The sequence below is a fragment of the Serratia sp. NPDC078593 genome (assembly GCF_050268245.1).
Taxonomy (GTDB): Bacteria; Pseudomonadota; Gammaproteobacteria; order Enterobacterales; family Enterobacteriaceae; genus JBNNGK01.
Genome location: NZ_JBNNGK010000010.1, coordinates 52,815 through 69,532 on the forward strand (window position 1 = coordinate 52,815; position 16,718 = coordinate 69,532).

The following is a 16,718-nucleotide window of genomic DNA, read 5'->3' on the forward strand; positions in this document are numbered from 1 at the left end:
TAGCAAAAAACAACCAATAATTAACAATAAAACTCATTTGTTTAAACAAACACAAAACAATTATGCGTATTGAAAACGGTGCAAAAATGCCGGTGTGAGCACCGGCATTGAGGGAGTTATGCAATGTGTGAGGATGATCACTTAAACGGGGATTACAGCACCCCTTGTGCCAGCATTGCCTCCGCAACTTTTACGAAACCGGCAATATTGGCACCGTGAACGTAGTGGGTCTGCTTACCGTCGCCGCCGTATTCTACGCAGGCGTGATGGATATCCGCCATGATATGTTGTAAACGAACATCAACTTTCTCTGCCCGCCAACTGATACGCGCGGCGTTTTGCGCCATCTCCAAACCAGAGGTTGCAACGCCGCCCGCATTCGCCGCCTTGCCCGGTGCGAACAGCACGCCAGCCTCTAGGAAAGCATCGGTGGCGTGAATGGTCGTCGGCATGTTGGCACCTTCCGCGACGGCTTTTACCCCGTTATGAATCAGCGTGCTGGCAGCAGCCAGATCTAACTCGTTTTGCGTGGCGCAGGGCAGTGCGATATCGACCGGGACTTGCCACGGTTTTTGGCCTTTTAAGAAGGTCAGGCCGCGCTCGCGGGCGTAGTCTTCGATACGGCCGTAACGCTGATTCTTAATTTCGGCCAGATGTGCCAGCTTCTCGGTGGTGAAACCGGCTTCATCGACCACGGTGCCGCCGGAATCGGAGGCGGTAATGACCAGGGCATCCAGCTCTAGTGCCTTTTCGATGGTATATTGCGCCACGTTGCCTGAGCCAGAAACCGCTACACGCATCCCTTCAAACCCTAAGCCATGCTGCTGCAGCATGGCGTCGGTGAAGTACACTAGGCCATAGCCGGTCGCCTCAGGGCGGATCAAACTGCCGCCAAATGCTAACCCTTTGCCGGTAAATACGCAGGCGGTATTGTTAGACAGCTTTTTCATCATGCCGGTCATGAAACCGACCTCGCGGCCACCGACGCCGATATCACCCGCCGGAACGTCGGTATCGGGCCCTAAATGACGGTAGAGTTCTGTCATCAGCGCCTGACAAAAACGCATGATTTCGCCCTGACTTTTACCTTTGGGATCGAAATCTGATCCGCCTTTTCCTCCGCCCATTGGCAGCGTGGTCAAGGCGTTCTTGAACGTCTGTTCGAAGCCAAGGAATTTAAGAATCGACAGATTAACCGACGGGTGAAAACGCATCCCGCCTTTATACGGCCCAATTGCAGAGTTGAATTGCACGCGCCAGGCTCGGTTAACCTGTACGCGACCGGCGTCATCAACCCAACTGACGCGAAATTGAATCACGCGCTCTGGCTCCACTAAGCGTTCGAGCAGAGCATATTCACGATAGCGCGGATTACGCTCGATAAATGGCCACAGTGAGGTAAATACCTCGCGGACTGCCTGCAGATATTCCGCTTGATAGGGATTGTGCTGCTGCAAGGTAATAAGGAATGATTCGAGTGATACGGCCTGTTCCATGGGTAACTCCCTTTGGCATAATATTGCCCCCTTTATCGCTATACCCGTTATACCTGAAACAGTATCTGTACCTACACACGATACGGACGTCACTCAGCCGTTCGGAATACGCACCTTTGACGCCTTGATGCAGTTTCAACTATTCGGCTATAGGGCTTTGAAATGGCGGGGGAAGATGTTGTGTCTGTCTTGACTATAACATCGAGGCACACTGAGTTATCAAGCGATTATCTACGGAAGAGTAAAAAAAAATGCCCGCTGTTGCGGGCATAGGGTTTCAAGGTTAGGGAGCGCTTACTTATCGGTTTCTTGGTCTTCTTCGTCGCGCAACGGTACAATCAGCATATCGATGTGTACGGTGTTAATCAGCTGACGGGCGGAAGACATTAATTTGCTCCAGAAATCCTGGTGATGCCCACATAACACCAGATCCATATCGTATTTCTTAATCGCATCAACCAATACCTGAGCTAAATCACCGCTGCCGCTCAGGGTTTCGGTAATCGGATAGCCGGCATTTTGTGAAAGTTCAGTCAGGGCATTGTGGGTTTCTTCGGAGATACGTTTTTGCATATCGCCTAGGTTAACGTCGATCAGGCCGGTATACAGGTCGGAGTAATTGACATCAACGTGAATTAAGGAAACTTTGGCATTGTACGGCCGCGCCATCGATACGGCTTTTTCCACCAGAATTTTGCTTTCCGGGGAGAGGTCAACCGCAATTAAAATATGTTTGTAAGCCATGTAAATACTCCTTCCATATAATGCCGATTAAAGGGTTAGCAGGCATTCTTTATTTACCCGCATATTATCATTCCGTTATCACAATGATATGTTGAGCCGATCACACCGCAACGCATCAACCTGTTTTGCCCTGTTTACCCTGTCAGTTTTACACCGATAGCGTAAGAAATCCTATTGCTAATGCGGTTATCATCAGATTGAGCGATTGAAATATAAGCCTTCTTATCTAGAGTATAGTTGACAGACGGCATGATTGGGCAAGGCGGAGGAAGGACTATTTTGCCCATGGCGGTAAATTTTCTTGATTGCTGCGATCCGTTTACGTTTCATTATTCTACAATAAAGATGAGGCCTCACCTTTTTCCTTAGAGCCGGACAGCGTTAACTCGGCGTACTGCTTTCTAATATCGGTATGTATGGGTTTGCGTAACCAGTAGGGTGCGAGCAAGGGAACCGTAACTGCAGGCTCCGGCTGATTATTAGAGACGAAGTAGGGCAGTTGGCCCTGGCGGATTGCCGTGGATCACAACGCCTTGAGGAGGAATCATGATCAGTACCGTCGCGCTGTTTTGGGCTTTGTGTGTGGTATGTGTGGTAAACATGGTGCGGTATTACTCTTCTCTGCGTGCGCTGCTGGTGGTATTACGCGGTTGCGATCCTTTGCTGTATCAATATGTTGATGGTGGCGGGTTCTTCACTTCTCACGGTCAACCAAGCAAGCAGATCCGATTGGTGCGTTATATCTATGCTCAACGCTACGCTGACCATCATGATCCTGAATTTATTCGCCGTTGTGAACGGGTGCGTGGCCATTTTATGCTGACTTCTGCCCTGTGTGGGTTGGTGGTTATCAGCCTGATTGCGATGGCAATTTGGTACTGATGGCGCGCATAAAAAATGCCGCTCAGTTTTACTGAACGGCATTAAGCCATGCATTCCTTAGCTTGCTGACCCAGTCTTAACCCGCTATGTAGGGGCATAACAGGCTGCCCCTACGCATTTAGCAACGTTTACCCTAGGTGCGCACCGCGTTAGATCAGCTTCAGCGCTATCCAGTACAGTAAACCGGAGAGAACAATTGATACCGGCAGGGTTAACACCCAAGCCATCATAATATTCTTCACCGTTTTGCTCTGCACACCACCACCATCGACGATCATCGTCCCGGCAACGGCCGAAGAGAGAACGTGGGTAGTGGAGACGGGCATACCGGTATAGCTGGCAACGCCAATCGACAGTGCGGCGGTCATCTGGGCAGATACGCCTTGGGCGTAGGTCATGCCTTTCTTACCGATTTTCTCGCCGATAGTGGTTGCAACGCGTTTCCAGCCGACCATAGTGCCAAGAGACAGCGCCAAGGCCACGGCAACGATAATCCAGACCGGTGCGTACTCAACGGTTTGTAGCATATCTTGACGCAGGTTGCTCAGGAAGCGTTTGTCTTGTGCGGAGGTTTCCGGCAGTTTGGCCACTTTATCTGCGGTATCTGTCACGCACATCAGCAGGCGACGCAGATGGCTGCGTTGGTCTACTGTCAGTTGGTCATAGCTTTGCAGATTGTTCAACAGCCCTGAAGCGTATTGAATGGCTGGCATCGCACGGGCACTGTCGCAATGGAACTCTTGCGGCTCAGTTTGCGCCGTAGACTCTTCAGGCGTTGGCACCAGTGGTGTCATGACGACCACGTGCGACAAGGCGTCGCCGTGTTGCTGATAATATTGTTGCAGGTGATTAACGGCATCACGCGTACGGGTGATGTCATAACCGGTTGCATTCATATTGAGCACAAAGCCAGCGGGTGCGACGCCGATCAATACCAGCATGATCAGACCAATACCTTTCTGACCATCGTTAGCGCCGTGTGAGAAGCTAACGCCGACGGCGGACAGAATCAACGCGATACGTGTCCAGAACGGTGGCTTACGTTTGCCATCGACCTTTTCGCGTTCGGCTGGCGTCATATGGATACGTTGACGTTTTTTAGTACCACTCCAGTAACGGCGCAGCACAAATACCATCAATCCGGCGACCATCATCCCGACCAGTGGAGAGAAAATCAATGAGAGGAAAATCGTGATCATTTTCGGAACATTGAGTGCATCTACCACTGAGTTGTGGGTTACCAAAGCATTAGTCAGACCCACACCAATAATAGCGCCAATCAAGGTATGGGAGCTGGAGGCGGGTAGGCCGAAATACCAAGTGCCGAGGTTCCAGATGATAGCTGCCAGCAGCATGGAAAAGACCATGGCTAACCCATGAGCGGAACTGACGTTCAGCAACAGGTCGGTTGGCAATAGGTGGACAATGGCGTAGGCAACACTCAAACCGCCGAGTATTACGCCAAGGAAGTTAAAGATACCCGCCATAACGACCGCAAGTTGCGAGCGCATAGCACGAGTATAGATTACAGTAGCAACCGCATTGGCCGTATCATGGAAGCCGTTAATGGCTTCATAAATCAACACGAACAACAATGCGAGTATTAACATTAGGCCGGTATGAAAATCCAGGCCAGCGAACAAATGCAGCATAAGCGTTACGCCAGGGTTGTGGACATGAACGCCGCGCATTATCGGTGACAACCGGTGTCGGGGAAAAGGAAAATATGACGTTTTTTTGATTTCAATGTGACAGTTCGTCAGTATGGCATTACAAATCAAAGTAATATCAACGTGTTACATGATTTTACCGATAATAACATTTTCTTACTGTGGTGCCGTTAGCCACATACCTTTACAATCGCCCATCGCAAATTTTGCAGAGAGTGGCAGCGAAATCGCGTAAGATGGCGCGCTTTTGTGGTGATTGTGGTTTTACTCCAGAGAGGCTCAGGTGGAACAGTTTGATGTCGTAGTGATTGGCGCGGGCGCGGCAGGAATGTTTTGCGCGGCACAGGCAGGGCAATTCGGCTGCCGGGTGCTGCTGATAGACAACGGCAAAAAACCGGGGCGCAAGATCCTGATGTCTGGCGGTGGCCGCTGTAATTTCACCAATCTCTATACTGAACCCGCGGCTTACTTATCGAACAATCCTCATTTTTGCAAATCGGCGCTGGCGCGTTACACCCAGTGGGATTTTATCGATTTGGTTAACCGTTATGGTATTGCCTATCATGAGAAAACGCTCGGTCAGCTATTCTGCGACGATTCGGCACAACAGATAGTCGAGATGTTGGTTAAAGAGTGCGAGCTTGGCCAAGTCACCCTCCGCTTGCGCAGTGAGGTGTTGAGCGTAGAAAAGTGCGAGCACGGTTTCGAAATCGCGCTGAATGGCGAGAAAGTAAGCACTAACTCACTTGTCGTGGCGAGCGGTGGATTGTCGATGCCGGGGTTAGGCGCTTCGCCTTTCGGCTACAAGCTGGCAGAACAATTTGGTTTGCATGTCTTGCCAACTCGGGCGGCATTAGTGCCATTCACTTTGCATAAACCTCTTCTCGAGCATTCCCAGTTGCTTTCCGGCGTATCCGTACCTGCGACGATAACTGCTGATGACGGCACGTTATTCCGTGAAGCGATTCTGTTTACTCACCGCGGCTTATCTGGGCCAGCGGTACTGCAAATTTCAAGCTACTGGCAACCCGGTGAGTTTGTGAGCATTAACTTACTTCCTGATCTCGATCTGGCGGGTTTCCTCGATCAACAGCGGCAGGCGCATCCTAATCAGAGCCTGAAGAATACTCTGGTGCTACATTTACCGAAGCGATTGGTCGAATGCTTGCAAACATTGGGGCAATTACCAGAGGCCACGCTGAAGCAATTGACACCGCAGCAGCAGGTAGCACTGGTGGAAAACTTACAAAGCTGGCGCGTGCAGCCGAACGGTACAGAAGGATACCGCACGGCAGAAGTGACACTCGGCGGCGTTGATACCCGCGAGCTCTCCTCTAAAACGATGGAGGCCAGCAAAGTGCCCGGTCTTTATTTCATTGGTGAAGTGGTGGACGTAACGGGGTGGTTAGGTGGCTATAACTTCCAATGGGCCTGGAGTTCTGCCTGGGCTTGTGCGCAGGCGCTGACTACCACGGAGAAATAATCAAGCGCATAGAAAAAGGCGATAACACCATGAAAATATCAACACTCTATTTTGATGGTTTAGGCGTGGCATGGCGAGCCATGCCACTTTGGCGGTGTTGCATACTACGCGTTTGCGATGTTGTAATTGAGCTTGCGTTAGAGAATAAAGAAGGGGTATCGATAGCGATCTGATTTTGGATGAGGGGCAACCCACTAATAATTATCGTTTATTTAATTTAATCATAAAAAAGGGTTGCTAATAACTCTTGGTTATGTGTAAATAGCGTCATCGGTTTGTGGTACAGACCTTATGAAAGCAGTTTTAGTAAATTAGTTCTCAGTATTAGCGATATCCTCCCAGATACTTCTTTTCCCGTGAATTCTCTTATTTAGTGCCCCCATAAGATAACACCAAAAACAAGCCTCTATCGCCTTATGGCGGCCAATAAATAAAGAAGGAAGTATCTATGTCTAATAAAATGACTGGTTTAGTAAAATGGTTTGACGCGGGTAAAGGTTTTGGTTTCATTTCTCCTGCTGATGGCAGCAAAGATGTATTCGTACATTTCTCTGCAATCCAGAGCAATGATTTCAAAACATTGGATGAAGGCCAAAACGTCGAATTCACCATCGAAAATGGCCAGAAAGGCCCATCTGCAGGCAACGTGGTTGTTCTGTAAGATTTAAAGTTGGGTAGTGAGGTCCTTGCAATAGCGAAGATGGCGTAAGCCTGAGCAGCCAAGATACCAACCACCCCGCTTTATTAATCCCGGTATTATGTCGGGATTATCATTCCTTTTTTACCTCGCTTCATCTTTCGTACCCATCCGTTTTGATGACCCACAGCAAAGCATATTATTGCCATTTTTATTCATAGTATTCTTTTCTGTTGTGCCATGGTCGTGCTTAGGCCGCGTAACGTTGGAGTGTTCGATGAACGCTTACGCCACAATTATGACGGCCGGGAAAGTAACCGGCGACAATCAGACCCTAGCTTAACGGCTGGGGTTTTTTTGTGCCTGTGATTAGCCGATTGCCAGCAGGTTTTATCAGGCCATATACTGCTAAGCCGAATACAAGTCATCTCTGGAGCCAGAATGAAGGACAGCACCAACATACTTATATTGGATGATATTCATTATCAAATAGATGATTCGGTTATTCTGGATGCTGTTTCGTTTAGCCTCAATGCCGGTGAGTTCAAATTAATCACGGGCCCTTCGGGCTGCGGGAAAAGTACGTTGCTGAAAATTGTTTCTTCGTTAATCAGCCCTACACGTGGCGATATAACGTTTGACGGTAACAATATCAACAAAATTCAGCCAGAAGAATATCGTAAACAGGTTTCCTATTGCTTCCAAACGCCGTCACTATTCGGCAATACGGTCTATGATAATTTAGCTCTGCCTTATCAAATTCGTCGCCAGAAACCGGATGAACACAGAATGAAGCAGGATCTGGCACGGTTAATGTTGCCGGAAAACCTGTTGCTGAAAAATATTAATGAGCTGTCTGGCGGCGAGAAGCAGCGTGTGTCATTGATTCGTAATATACAGTTTATACCGAAGGTGCTGCTGTTAGATGAAATTACCAGTGCTTTGGATGAGGATAATAAGCGCATCGTGAACGAAATGATCCATCAGTTAGTCGCGCAGCAAAACGTGGCGGTGCTGTGGGTAACGCACGATAAAGATGAGATCGCGCATGCTGACGACATCATTGAGCTTCAGGCGCATAACGCATTACCGCAGGAGAAATGACATGAGCGAGCATAACATCACCAATGAATCACTGGGATTGTCGATGATATTGGTGCTGGTGGCGATCCTCATTAGCCATAAAGAAAAACTGGCGTTGGAAAAAGATATTATTTGGAGCATCTGCCGGGCTGTCGTGCAGTTAATCATTGTTGGCTATGTATTGAAGTATATTTTCGCACTCAATAACGCCATCTTGACGGTAATCATGGTGTTGTTTATTTGCTTCAACGCGGCCTATAACGCGAAAAAACGCAGTAAATATATTGATCATGCTTTTATTATCTCATTTATCGCCATCACCACTGGTGCCGTGTTAACGCTGGTCGTGTTGGTATTGACCGGTTCGATTGAATTTACACCGATGCAGGTGATACCGATCTCTGGCATGATTGCCGGTAACGCCATGGTGGCGGTGGGCTTGTGTTATAACAACCTTGGCCAGCGTTTTAAGGATGAACAGCAGAAAATTCAAGAAATGCTGAGCTTGGGCGCTACGCCGAAGTTTGCTTCCGCGGCTTTAATCCGCGATAGCATCCGTGCGTCACTGATTCCCACCGTAGACTCTGCCAAAACGGTAGGGTTAGTTAGCCTACCGGGTATGATGTCGGGTTTGATCTTTGCGGGCATCGATCCGGTGAAAGCAATTAAGTATCAGATTATGGTGACGTTTATGCTGTTGTCGACCGCCAGTTTATCGACCATTATTGCCTGTTACCTGGCTTACCGAAAGTTCTATAATCAACGCCATCAACTGGCGGTGAACAGCTTGCAATAAGCAAAAAATGGCCTCGAAAGAGGCCATTTTTCATACTGCTGACAAAGCCCGTTATTAGGGAAAGCGTGGCTGTGGGGTCGTCGTGGCGTAAGCCACCGGAGCGCCCCTCGCGACGCTAGGCCCGGGTATCTCGGGTTATCAGGCGACTTCGTCATCAAGCTCAGGGCGATTGTTATCGACCTGAATTTGCGCATTGATGGTGAGGATCTCAATGCGATATTCCACAGCCAATGTGTTTAACTGCGCATGACTTAAATTATCGGTCACTTTGCCATTGGGCATATCGTTACGTAGTTTAACTTTGTTAAGCCCACATTTTCTTACCGCGCGAAAAAAACTTTCTAAATCATGGTTAGGTGCAATCTTGCGGTTGATGCAGAAACGCTCTAGTGCAATGTTCACGAAACATGACTCCTAAGCGGTAATAGTAATATGGGTTAATCACGACTACGGTTTTTCGTTAGACAAGGGCACCGTTTCGTTCTCGGATAGTTGGCGATAGCGTTTCGCCATTACCACCTGTTCCATTTTTTCCAGTGAAACGCCTTTGGTTTCCGGGATGAAGCGCCAGATAAACCAATAGCTGAATACGCAGCAGGCAGCGAATACCCACATTGGGAAGGCACCATGGAAAGTAGAGAATAGATACGGATTATCATTAATCATTGGAAAGGTTTGCGAAACGGCAAAGTTGGCGACCCACATACAGCCGACGGCGATACTCATTCCTTCTGAACGCATACGATTTGGGAAGATCTCGGAAATTAGCACCCAGCAGCCAACCCCCCAAGAAAGCGCATAAAACAGCATGAAGAACAGCATTCCGAACAGGGCTAAGTAACCGGTTGTTTCCGTGTAGAGTGCGTATGAGGTGATAAGCAAACCGGCAATGGTGCCCAAGGTGCCATAACGCATCAGCGGCAGACGGCCTATACGATCCATTAGCATGGCTCCGATTACAGAGCCCACCAATTGCAGCACGCCAATCCAGATTGTTTGGAACAGGGCTTCTTGTGAACTACTGGTGACGGTTTTCAGTACGACTGGCGCGTAATACATCATCACGTTGACGCCGGTTACCTGCTGTAGCATTGCTATCATACAGCCGACAAAAAGGATGAAACGAACCCGTTTATCTTGGTAGCTAAGCTTTCGTTTGGCATTTTTTAAATCTTCTTGCAGCGAGTCTTTGATCTCTTGTAAAACGTTGCGAGCGTGGCCTTCATTAGAAATACGCGTCAACATTGCCAGAGCTTGATCTTCGCGGCCAACCATCACGCTCCAGCGTGGCGATTCAGGAATAATAAAAACTAACAGGCAAAACAATACGCAGGGAATCACTTCTGAGCCAATCATCCAGCGCCAACCCATGTTCACTAACCAAGCTTCCGAAGCATAACTGGCAATTTTAAAGTTAACGTAAAAGATCAGTATCTGCCCGAATACGATTGCGAACTGTTGCATGCTGAGCGCGCGGCCGCGCATATCTTTCGGTGAAACTTCAGACATATACATAGGTGAAACGGTCGCGGCGATACCGACGGCCAGCCCACCGATCATGCGGTATATGACAAAACTGGTAAACGTGTTCGCCAGCGCGGCCCCGACGGCCGAAATGGTAAACAGTAGCGCCGCCAAGATCAGTGCTTTTTTGCGCCCGTAACGTCCGGCCAGTGGCCCGGCACCAAAAGCACCCAGTACACAGCCAAGAACGACGTTAGATACGGCCCAGCCGGTTTGTGCCGGGCTGAGATCAAAATAGCTTTTCAAGGCTTCGATGGCGCCAGAAATAACGGCGGTATCATAGCCAAACAAAATACCGCCAAGCGCAGCGATGCCGCAAATCCGCAGTACGTACCCTGTATTATGTTTTCGCTGATGTGACATAAGTTGCTCCGATTATTATGCATGTTCTGCCCGAGTCTGAGGCGTAGGGGAAAGGGGCAGAAGGGTGAACCGTGTCTGTCATCAAGACGGTGTTTACTTGGGTAATCCTGCCACGAAGAAAAACATTTATTTCATATTTAGTGAATAATGAAATATTGATTTTTAGATCCAGTTCAAAAAATTCCACGAAAACTAAAAGAGTGACATCTCTATCTTGCGATATGGCATGGAGCATTACTCTTTTGATATCGATAACTAATCTGCATAAAACACAGGGTTAATCGGTGTATTTTCTGCCATTGACAGATTTCAACGGCGATGACCACAAAGCGATAATATGCGCGGATTATTCGATAGAAGTGCGACCATCAACACTAAAAATAAAATTTCTAAAACAATTTATTTGAAACTTTTTTTTCAATGGAATAGAGTTTGCTTCATCTGAACAGAATTTAGCCTGTATTTCCTGGTGACAACGGCAGTTGAAAAAGAGGGTGAGAGATGAAGACTGTGGGTAACTTTATTGGTGGGCAGGTTTGTCTGAGCAGCAGTAACCAGACCGTTGATGTGCATAACCCGGCAACGGGGCAGGTTGAACGTCAGGTCACGCAAAGCACCGCTGCTGAAGTGAAGCAGGCTATTGACGTTGCCCACCAGGCATTCGCTAGTTGGGCTGGTACTACGCCGCTACGTCGAGCCCGTATCATGTTTAACTTCAAAGCGTTATTGGAAAAGCACCGCGAAGAGCTGGCCGCACTGATCGTGAGTGAACACGGTAAGGTCTACTCTGACGCATTAGGTGAACTGACGCGTGGGATGGAGGTTGTGGAATTTGCTTGCGGTATACCGCAGTTGATTAAGGGGGAATATTCTGCCGACGTCGGAACCGGTGTTGACAGTTTTTCTTTGATGCAGCCGTTGGGCGTGGTGGCAGGGATTACCCCCTTTAATTTTCCCGCTATGGTGCCGATGTGGATGTTCCCCATCGCTATCGCTTGCGGTAACACATTTGTATTGAAGCCGCCGGCATTGGTGCCTTCAGCATCGGTGCGCTTGGCTGAATTGTTGAAAGAAGCTGGCCTGCCGGACGGGGTATTCAACGTAGTACATTGCGCGAATGAAACTGCTGCGCAGTTGTGTACCGACCCGCGAATCCAAGCGGTAAGTTTCGTCGGATCTTCCACCGTCGCGGAACATATTTACACCACGGCCAGTGCTCATGGCAAGCGGGTTCAGGCGTTCGGTGCCGCCAAAAATCAGGCGATTATTATGCCGGATGCCGATCTGGATGCGACGGTTAACGCCTTGATGGGCGGTGCTTTTGGTTCAGCAGGCGAACGCTGCATGGCATTACCGATAGCTGTAGTGGTTGGTGATGAAACTGCTGATAAACTGATTGCCAAACTTAAGCCACTGATCGCTCAGCTTCGCATCGGGCCCGGGAGACAACACGGTGGTGAAGAAAATGAAATGGGGCCGCTAGTGTCCTCGGCCCACCAGAAGAAAGTATTAGGTTATATCGATCTCGGTGTTGAAGAAGGTGCCACCCTGCTGGCTGACGGGCGCCACTATCAGGTTGCTGGGCATCCGCAAGGTTATTATGTTGGCGGTACCCTGTTCGATCATGTGAAGCCGAACATGCGTATTTATCGTGAAGAAATCTTTGGCCCGGTGCTCGGTATCGTTCGCGTTGCGGATTATCAGAGCGCAATCGACACGGTAAACAGCCATGAATTTGGTAACGGTAGTGCTATCTTTACCCGCAATGGCCATTACGCGCGCCAGTTCGTGCATGAGGTTGAGGCAGGTATGGTCGGTGTTAACGTACCGGTACCTGTGCCAATGGCATTTCACAGTTTTGGCGGTTGGAAGCGTTCGGTATTCGGCGCGCTCAATGTACATGGCAGTGACGGTGTGCGTTTCTATACGCGGATGAAGACCGTTACCGCACGTTGGCCTTCTGGGCAGCAGACGGTTTCGGAATACAGCATGCCAACGCTGGGTTAAACGCATCACACAGTCACTTGCGGCCGTACCTTCTCAGGGGGCGGCTACTAAATATCACTGCTCCCAATCACCTCAAGTTGCGGCAAGACGGTAACTAAGTGGAATCCTCGGCAGCATAAAAACCGTATCGTCGGGGAACGAAGCAACGTGAATGGGGGCGGTGAGCACGGGAGGAATGCATGTCTTCATTATTAAGCAAGTGCCAGCAGCCTAATGCACAGGGGCGCATTCAGCATGTCACGCCTGAAAATGCCGATTGGCACTTTGTCGGTTTTGATGTTTATCGGCTTGAAACTGGGCAATCGTTGACGTTGGAAAGCGACGATAAAGAACTGTGTTTGGTGTTGGTGGCTGGCATTGCCTCGGTGGCAACGCAGCGCGCGGAATATCCGCATATCGGTAAACGCATGAGCCCATTTGAGCGTATACCGCCCTATGCCGTTTATGTACCACATCATGACCGTGTGCATGTCCGTGCCGAAAGCGCACTCGAACTGGCTGTATGCAGCGCGCCAAGCCATGGGCAAATGCCTCCACGGTTGATTACACCAGCAGATATTGGTGTGGAACGCCGGGGTAAAGGCCGCAACCAGCGGTTGGTGCATAATATTCTACCGGATAATGAACCTGCCGATAGTCTGCTGGTGGTTGAAGTCTATACCGACGAGGGTAATACCAGTTCCTATCCTAGCCATAAGCACGATCAGGAAGATTCACCTGATGAAACCTATCTGGAAGAAACCTATTATCATCGGATCCAGCCGGAACAGGGCTTTTGTATGCAGCGGGTGTATACCGACGATCGCTCACTTGATGAGTGTATGCCCGTTTATAACCGTGATGTGGTCAAAGTGCCGCGTGGATATCATCCGGTAGCTACGTTAGCCGGATATGATAACTATTACCTCAATGTAATGGCTGGGCCGGTGCGCTTGTGGAAGTTTACATGGGAAGGCGATCACGCCTGGATCAATAGCGACGATTACCCTAAAGCGTGATGATGTGCCATTTTTTATTAAGGGCGAAGGTGTTTTTCGCCCACGATATTTATGCTTCTTTGGCGTTATTCAATGCCATTGATACAGCCAAGGTTTGAGCCAGACACATTGAAGCGACCTGCGAGCGGAATCCATCCACTTGCGCCTCTCGCACCACAAAACACACATCACTGAATGCGGCCAAGGGGCTGACCTGGCTGTCTGTGATCGCAATTTGTTGCGCGCCTTGCTTAGCTCCTAGTTCAACCAGTTCCAATGCTTCTTTGGCATAAGGTGAATAGCTAATGGCAATAACCACATCTTTTGGTTTCACCATGCTTAGTTGTTCGGTGAACATACCGCCTAAGCCATCGATTAGAAAGGCGCGGCGTTCCAAATGACGAAGGGCATAGGTTAGGTAGGACGCGACGCTAAACGAACGGCGCAACCCAATCACATAAATGTTATCGGCGTTATTCAAGAGTTCTACCGCTTTATCTAGCTGTTCAGAGCTAATCTGAACAGCCAGTTGCTGCAATGCTTGTGCGTTCACCATGGTGAACACATTCAAAATCTCGGCCGGTTTTTCGGGTGCGACGTTACCGTCGGTGGCGGTTTGGCGAAAAAGGCGCGCGCGCTCGGTGTAGTTGACGGTTTCTTCCATCAGATGCTGACGGAAGACTTGTTTCATTTCGTTGAACCCACTAAAACCAAAAGCATTGGCGAAACGAATCAGGGTTGAGGGCGGCACGCTAGCCTGTGCGGCAATGGAAGCAACGGTGTCGAAGGCAATGCTGTTACTGTTATCTAAAATATAACGGGCTACCTGCTTTAAACGTTTGCTGAGCGTCTCATAGCGGTGACGAATTTCGTCTTGTAACAGCGAAAGTTGAGTTGGGTTATTCATCCATTCGGCTCGCAGTATTGGCTAAAGGCGCAGCGATCCTGACGCCTGAATTGTTGACTTGTCATTCTAACAGATGGAGCGGAAATTTCATTTCCTCAAAAAGCGATTTGCTTCATCACTCATTGCGTTAGTTCACAGAAAATAGGTAAAAAGCCCCCTTAACGCCGCGAAAATCACGTTAAGGGGGCTGTTATTACCTATCAGTTGTGACCATTAGCGTCGTCTGGCCGTGGGCGATATAACCGCCAGTAATCAATCAACGTGAGATATTTCTGTTTAACCTGTGCTATTAAGGCAGAATCGTCTAGTTCACCTTGTAACCAGCGACGAGAAGGTTGACCAAAAATGGTACGGCCGACAGCGAAACCTTTAACCCAATGAGCATCGGCTGCGGCGGCAAAGCCGGCTTTTAATCTTTCTTCTGATGAATCTAACCCCAAGATAACGACGCCACGGCAGAATGGATCGTGAGAATCAATCAGCGCGCCGACCTTCTGCCAGTTTGCTGCGCTGAGTGGTGGCAACTTCCACCAGTCTGGCTTAACCCCAATTTGATAAAAATGAGTGATAATGTCGAGGTAATACTGCTCGTTTTTATCGGTATTCTCTTCGGGCAGGATCACTTCTAGCAGCAATTCATGGCCAGACTTACAACAACCGTGATAGATATCGCGAATCAACTCATCTTGTTCACGTTGTAGCTCAACCGCATCATGGGGATGATAAAAGACCAGGCATTTCACTACGTGCTCTAGTGGCCAATCGACTAGCTGCGACCCAATATTGCCATGCTCTAATCGCAATGGGCGCGAACCCGGTTGCTCAATCGGGCGGCCAATCCACCAGCCTTGGCCGGTAATGTCATTCAATGCAGCCTGTCCATAAGTGGTATCAGCCAGAATGCCGCTGTTGCCGTGCAGGCCAGCCTCCTCAGCCGCCTGTTTGGCTGCCGTGAGCAGTAAAGATTTCAACTGAGGGATGCGTTGTTCACTCGCGCCTGCTTCGTGAGCCATATCTGCTAACTGTTTACGGTGATCGAAGGCGAACACGCACAACTCTGACCACTGTTTTTTACGGGTAGTGACGCGGTGCAGGTGATTAAGCTGCGCGTCTTGATCTGGGCGTTTCACGTTATGTTCACGAGCCAGGTAATTGTCCAATTCAAGCTTGGTCGGCATCGCGGGCGCACAGCCATGACGGGAAACGACTAAGGCACCACAGGCATTAGCATAGCGACAGGCTTGATCCCATCCCTCATCATTCAGATAGCCACGTAATAGCCCGGACATAAATGCATCACCCGCGCCTAACACATTGAGTACCTCAACGCGTACGCCTGAGTGTAACTTGACCTGTTGCCAATCGGCAGGGATGCGGTCTTCAAATACTGAACAACCCTGTGCCCCCCGCTTACACACCAACGTTGCCTTGCTGACTTTACGCACATTGGCTAATGCCGTCAGGGTATCCGTGCTGCCGCCTGCAATGTGGAATTCTTCCTCTGTACCGACTATCAAATCAAAATGATGTAACACCTCCTGCAGTTCGCGGGTGACTTTGGTTGACTCGACAAAACGTGTTTCACCATCACCCAGCGAGGTTAACCCCCACAGAACCGGGCGGTAATCGATATCTAGCGCGGTACGCAATTGGTGTTTGTGCGCGTATTCCAAGGCCTTAAGTACAGCGGCGCGGGTGTTTGGGTGTGATAAATGTGTACCGGTAATGGCAAGTGCGCGTGATGAGGCGATATAGGTTTCATCAATGTCATCGGGGGTAAGCGCCATATCAGCACAGTTATCACGGTAGAAAATAAGCGGAAAAGTTTCTTGATCCTTGATACCCAAAATCACTAAGCCGGTCAGCCGCTGCTTATCGGTAATCAGGCAACGAGTGTCTGTACCAACGCGCTGTAATTCTTCACGCAGGAAGCGCCCCATATGCTCATCGCCCACCCGCGCCAACATGCCGGATTTTAGTCCCTGAATTGCGGTGCCGTAGGCGACGTTTCCGGACGAACCGCCAAGATATTTTGCGAATGAGCTGGCATCTTCGAGGCGTGCGCCGATTTGTTGAGCATAGAAATCGACAGCGATGCGCCCGAGGCAGATGACATCAAGCTGTTTTTGTTGTGAAGTCATACCCGTAT

The 16,718-nt window shown here is 49.3% G+C and carries 13 protein-coding genes and 1 pseudogene; 7 read left to right on the top strand and 7 right to left on the bottom strand.

Features of this window, described 5'->3' with window-relative positions:
• Nucleotides 1-152 precede the first annotated feature (152 nt).
• Nucleotides 153-1,496 (bottom strand): NADP-specific glutamate dehydrogenase, encoded by a 1,344-nt coding sequence (gene gdhA, locus ACQKDS_RS12655; RefSeq protein ID WP_399670889.1) that lies wholly within the window; start codon nucleotides 1,494-1,496, stop codon nucleotides 153-155.
• Between the two features lie 294 nt (nucleotides 1,497-1,790).
• Nucleotides 1,791-2,240: a universal stress protein UspA gene (uspA, locus tag ACQKDS_RS12660; protein WP_399670892.1), complete on the bottom strand. Its 450-nt coding sequence runs from the start codon at nucleotides 2,238-2,240 to the stop codon at nucleotides 1,791-1,793.
• Nucleotides 2,241-2,786: 546 nt separating this feature from the next.
• Between uspA and uspB the strand changes: the two genes are divergently transcribed.
• The gene (gene uspB / locus ACQKDS_RS12665) at nucleotides 2,787-3,122 is read left to right on the top strand and encodes a universal stress protein UspB (RefSeq protein WP_399670895.1); all 336 of its coding nucleotides are present in this window, start codon (nucleotides 2,787-2,789) and stop codon (nucleotides 3,120-3,122) included.
• 149 nt (nucleotides 3,123-3,271) lie between these two features.
• On the opposite strand, the gene pitA is transcribed toward uspB, so the two are convergent.
• Complete coding sequence (gene pitA / locus ACQKDS_RS12670; RefSeq protein ID WP_399670898.1) at nucleotides 3,272-4,774, bottom strand: inorganic phosphate transporter PitA; 1,503 nt, start codon at nucleotides 4,772-4,774, stop codon at nucleotides 3,272-3,274.
• Nucleotides 4,775-5,075: 301 nt separating this feature from the next.
• Here pitA and ACQKDS_RS12675 point away from each other — a divergent pair, with 301 nt between their 5' ends.
• From ACQKDS_RS12675 to fetB, 4 genes are all read left to right on the top strand, one after another.
• The gene (locus tag ACQKDS_RS12675) at nucleotides 5,076-6,275 is read left to right on the top strand and encodes an NAD(P)/FAD-dependent oxidoreductase (RefSeq protein ID WP_399670901.1); all 1,200 of its coding nucleotides are present in this window, start codon (nucleotides 5,076-5,078) and stop codon (nucleotides 6,273-6,275) included.
• A 448-nt stretch (nucleotides 6,276-6,723) separates the two neighbouring features.
• The gene (gene cspE, locus ACQKDS_RS12680; protein ID WP_013574336.1) at nucleotides 6,724-6,936 is read left to right on the top strand and encodes a transcription antiterminator/RNA stability regulator CspE; all 213 of its coding nucleotides are present in this window, start codon (nucleotides 6,724-6,726) and stop codon (nucleotides 6,934-6,936) included.
• 417 nt (nucleotides 6,937-7,353) lie between these two features.
• A complete protein-coding gene (gene fetA / locus ACQKDS_RS12685; RefSeq protein WP_399670905.1) occupies nucleotides 7,354-8,016 on the top strand; it encodes an iron efflux ABC transporter ATP-binding subunit FetA in 663 nt (220 codons plus the stop codon).
• A gap of 1 nt (nucleotide 8,017) precedes the next feature.
• Nucleotides 8,018-8,791 (top strand): iron efflux ABC transporter permease subunit FetB, encoded by a 774-nt coding sequence (gene fetB / locus ACQKDS_RS12690; RefSeq protein ID WP_399670908.1) that lies wholly within the window; start codon nucleotides 8,018-8,020, stop codon nucleotides 8,789-8,791.
• A gap of 156 nt (nucleotides 8,792-8,947) precedes the next feature.
• On the opposite strand, the pseudogene ACQKDS_RS12695 reads toward fetB, so the two are convergent.
• Nucleotides 8,948-9,193: pseudogene (locus ACQKDS_RS12695) on the bottom strand (inosose isomerase); the annotation flags it as partial.
• A gap of 45 nt (nucleotides 9,194-9,238) precedes the next feature.
• Nucleotides 9,239-10,678 carry a sugar porter family MFS transporter gene (locus ACQKDS_RS12700; RefSeq protein ID WP_399670911.1) on the bottom strand — a complete coding sequence of 480 codons (1,440 nt, stop codon included), beginning with the start codon at nucleotides 10,676-10,678 and terminating at the stop codon, nucleotides 9,239-9,241.
• A 501-nt stretch (nucleotides 10,679-11,179) separates the two neighbouring features.
• Between ACQKDS_RS12700 and ACQKDS_RS12705 the strand changes: the two genes are divergently transcribed.
• Nucleotides 11,180-12,685, top strand: a complete 1,506-nt coding sequence (locus ACQKDS_RS12705; protein ID WP_399670914.1) for a CoA-acylating methylmalonate-semialdehyde dehydrogenase — start codon at nucleotides 11,180-11,182, stop codon at nucleotides 12,683-12,685.
• Nucleotides 12,686-12,864: 179 nt separating this feature from the next.
• The gene (gene iolB / locus ACQKDS_RS12710) at nucleotides 12,865-13,683 is read left to right on the top strand and encodes a 5-deoxy-glucuronate isomerase (RefSeq protein ID WP_399670917.1); all 819 of its coding nucleotides are present in this window, start codon (nucleotides 12,865-12,867) and stop codon (nucleotides 13,681-13,683) included.
• A gap of 49 nt (nucleotides 13,684-13,732) precedes the next feature.
• On the opposite strand, the gene ACQKDS_RS12715 is transcribed toward iolB, so the two are convergent.
• The gene (locus ACQKDS_RS12715; RefSeq protein WP_399670919.1) at nucleotides 13,733-14,569 is read right to left on the bottom strand and encodes a MurR/RpiR family transcriptional regulator; all 837 of its coding nucleotides are present in this window, start codon (nucleotides 14,567-14,569) and stop codon (nucleotides 13,733-13,735) included.
• A gap of 200 nt (nucleotides 14,570-14,769) precedes the next feature.
• The gene (locus tag ACQKDS_RS12720) at nucleotides 14,770-16,710 is read right to left on the bottom strand and encodes a bifunctional 5-dehydro-2-deoxygluconokinase/5-dehydro-2-deoxyphosphogluconate aldolase (RefSeq protein ID WP_399670922.1); all 1,941 of its coding nucleotides are present in this window, start codon (nucleotides 16,708-16,710) and stop codon (nucleotides 14,770-14,772) included.
• Nucleotides 16,711-16,718: the final 8 nt, after the last annotated feature.

Coding starts and splice junctions, on each gene's coding strand:
- ACQKDS_RS12705 (WP_399670914.1), top strand. CDS start 11,180: ATGAAGACTGTGGGTAACTTTATTGGTGGGCAGGTTTGTCTGAGCAGC.
- gdhA (WP_399670889.1), bottom strand. CDS start 1,496: ATGGAACAGGCCGTATCACTCGAATCATTCCTTATTACCTTGCAGCAG.
- fetB (WP_399670908.1), top strand. CDS start 8,018: ATGAGCGAGCATAACATCACCAATGAATCACTGGGATTGTCGATGATA.
- ACQKDS_RS12720 (WP_399670922.1), bottom strand. CDS start 16,710: ATGACTTCACAACAAAAACAGCTTGATGTCATCTGCCTCGGGCGCATC.
- ACQKDS_RS12715 (WP_399670919.1), bottom strand. CDS start 14,569: ATGAATAACCCAACTCAACTTTCGCTGTTACAAGACGAAATTCGTCAC.
- uspA (WP_399670892.1), bottom strand. CDS start 2,240: ATGGCTTACAAACATATTTTAATTGCGGTTGACCTCTCCCCGGAAAGC.
- fetA (WP_399670905.1), top strand. CDS start 7,354: ATGAAGGACAGCACCAACATACTTATATTGGATGATATTCATTATCAA.
- uspB (WP_399670895.1), top strand. CDS start 2,787: ATGATCAGTACCGTCGCGCTGTTTTGGGCTTTGTGTGTGGTATGTGTG.
- ACQKDS_RS12700 (WP_399670911.1), bottom strand. CDS start 10,678: ATGTCACATCAGCGAAAACATAATACAGGGTACGTACTGCGGATTTGC.
- iolB (WP_399670917.1), top strand. CDS start 12,865: ATGTCTTCATTATTAAGCAAGTGCCAGCAGCCTAATGCACAGGGGCGC.
- pitA (WP_399670898.1), bottom strand. CDS start 4,774: ATGCTGCATTTGTTCGCTGGCCTGGATTTTCATACCGGCCTAATGTTA.
- cspE (WP_013574336.1), top strand. CDS start 6,724: ATGTCTAATAAAATGACTGGTTTAGTAAAATGGTTTGACGCGGGTAAA.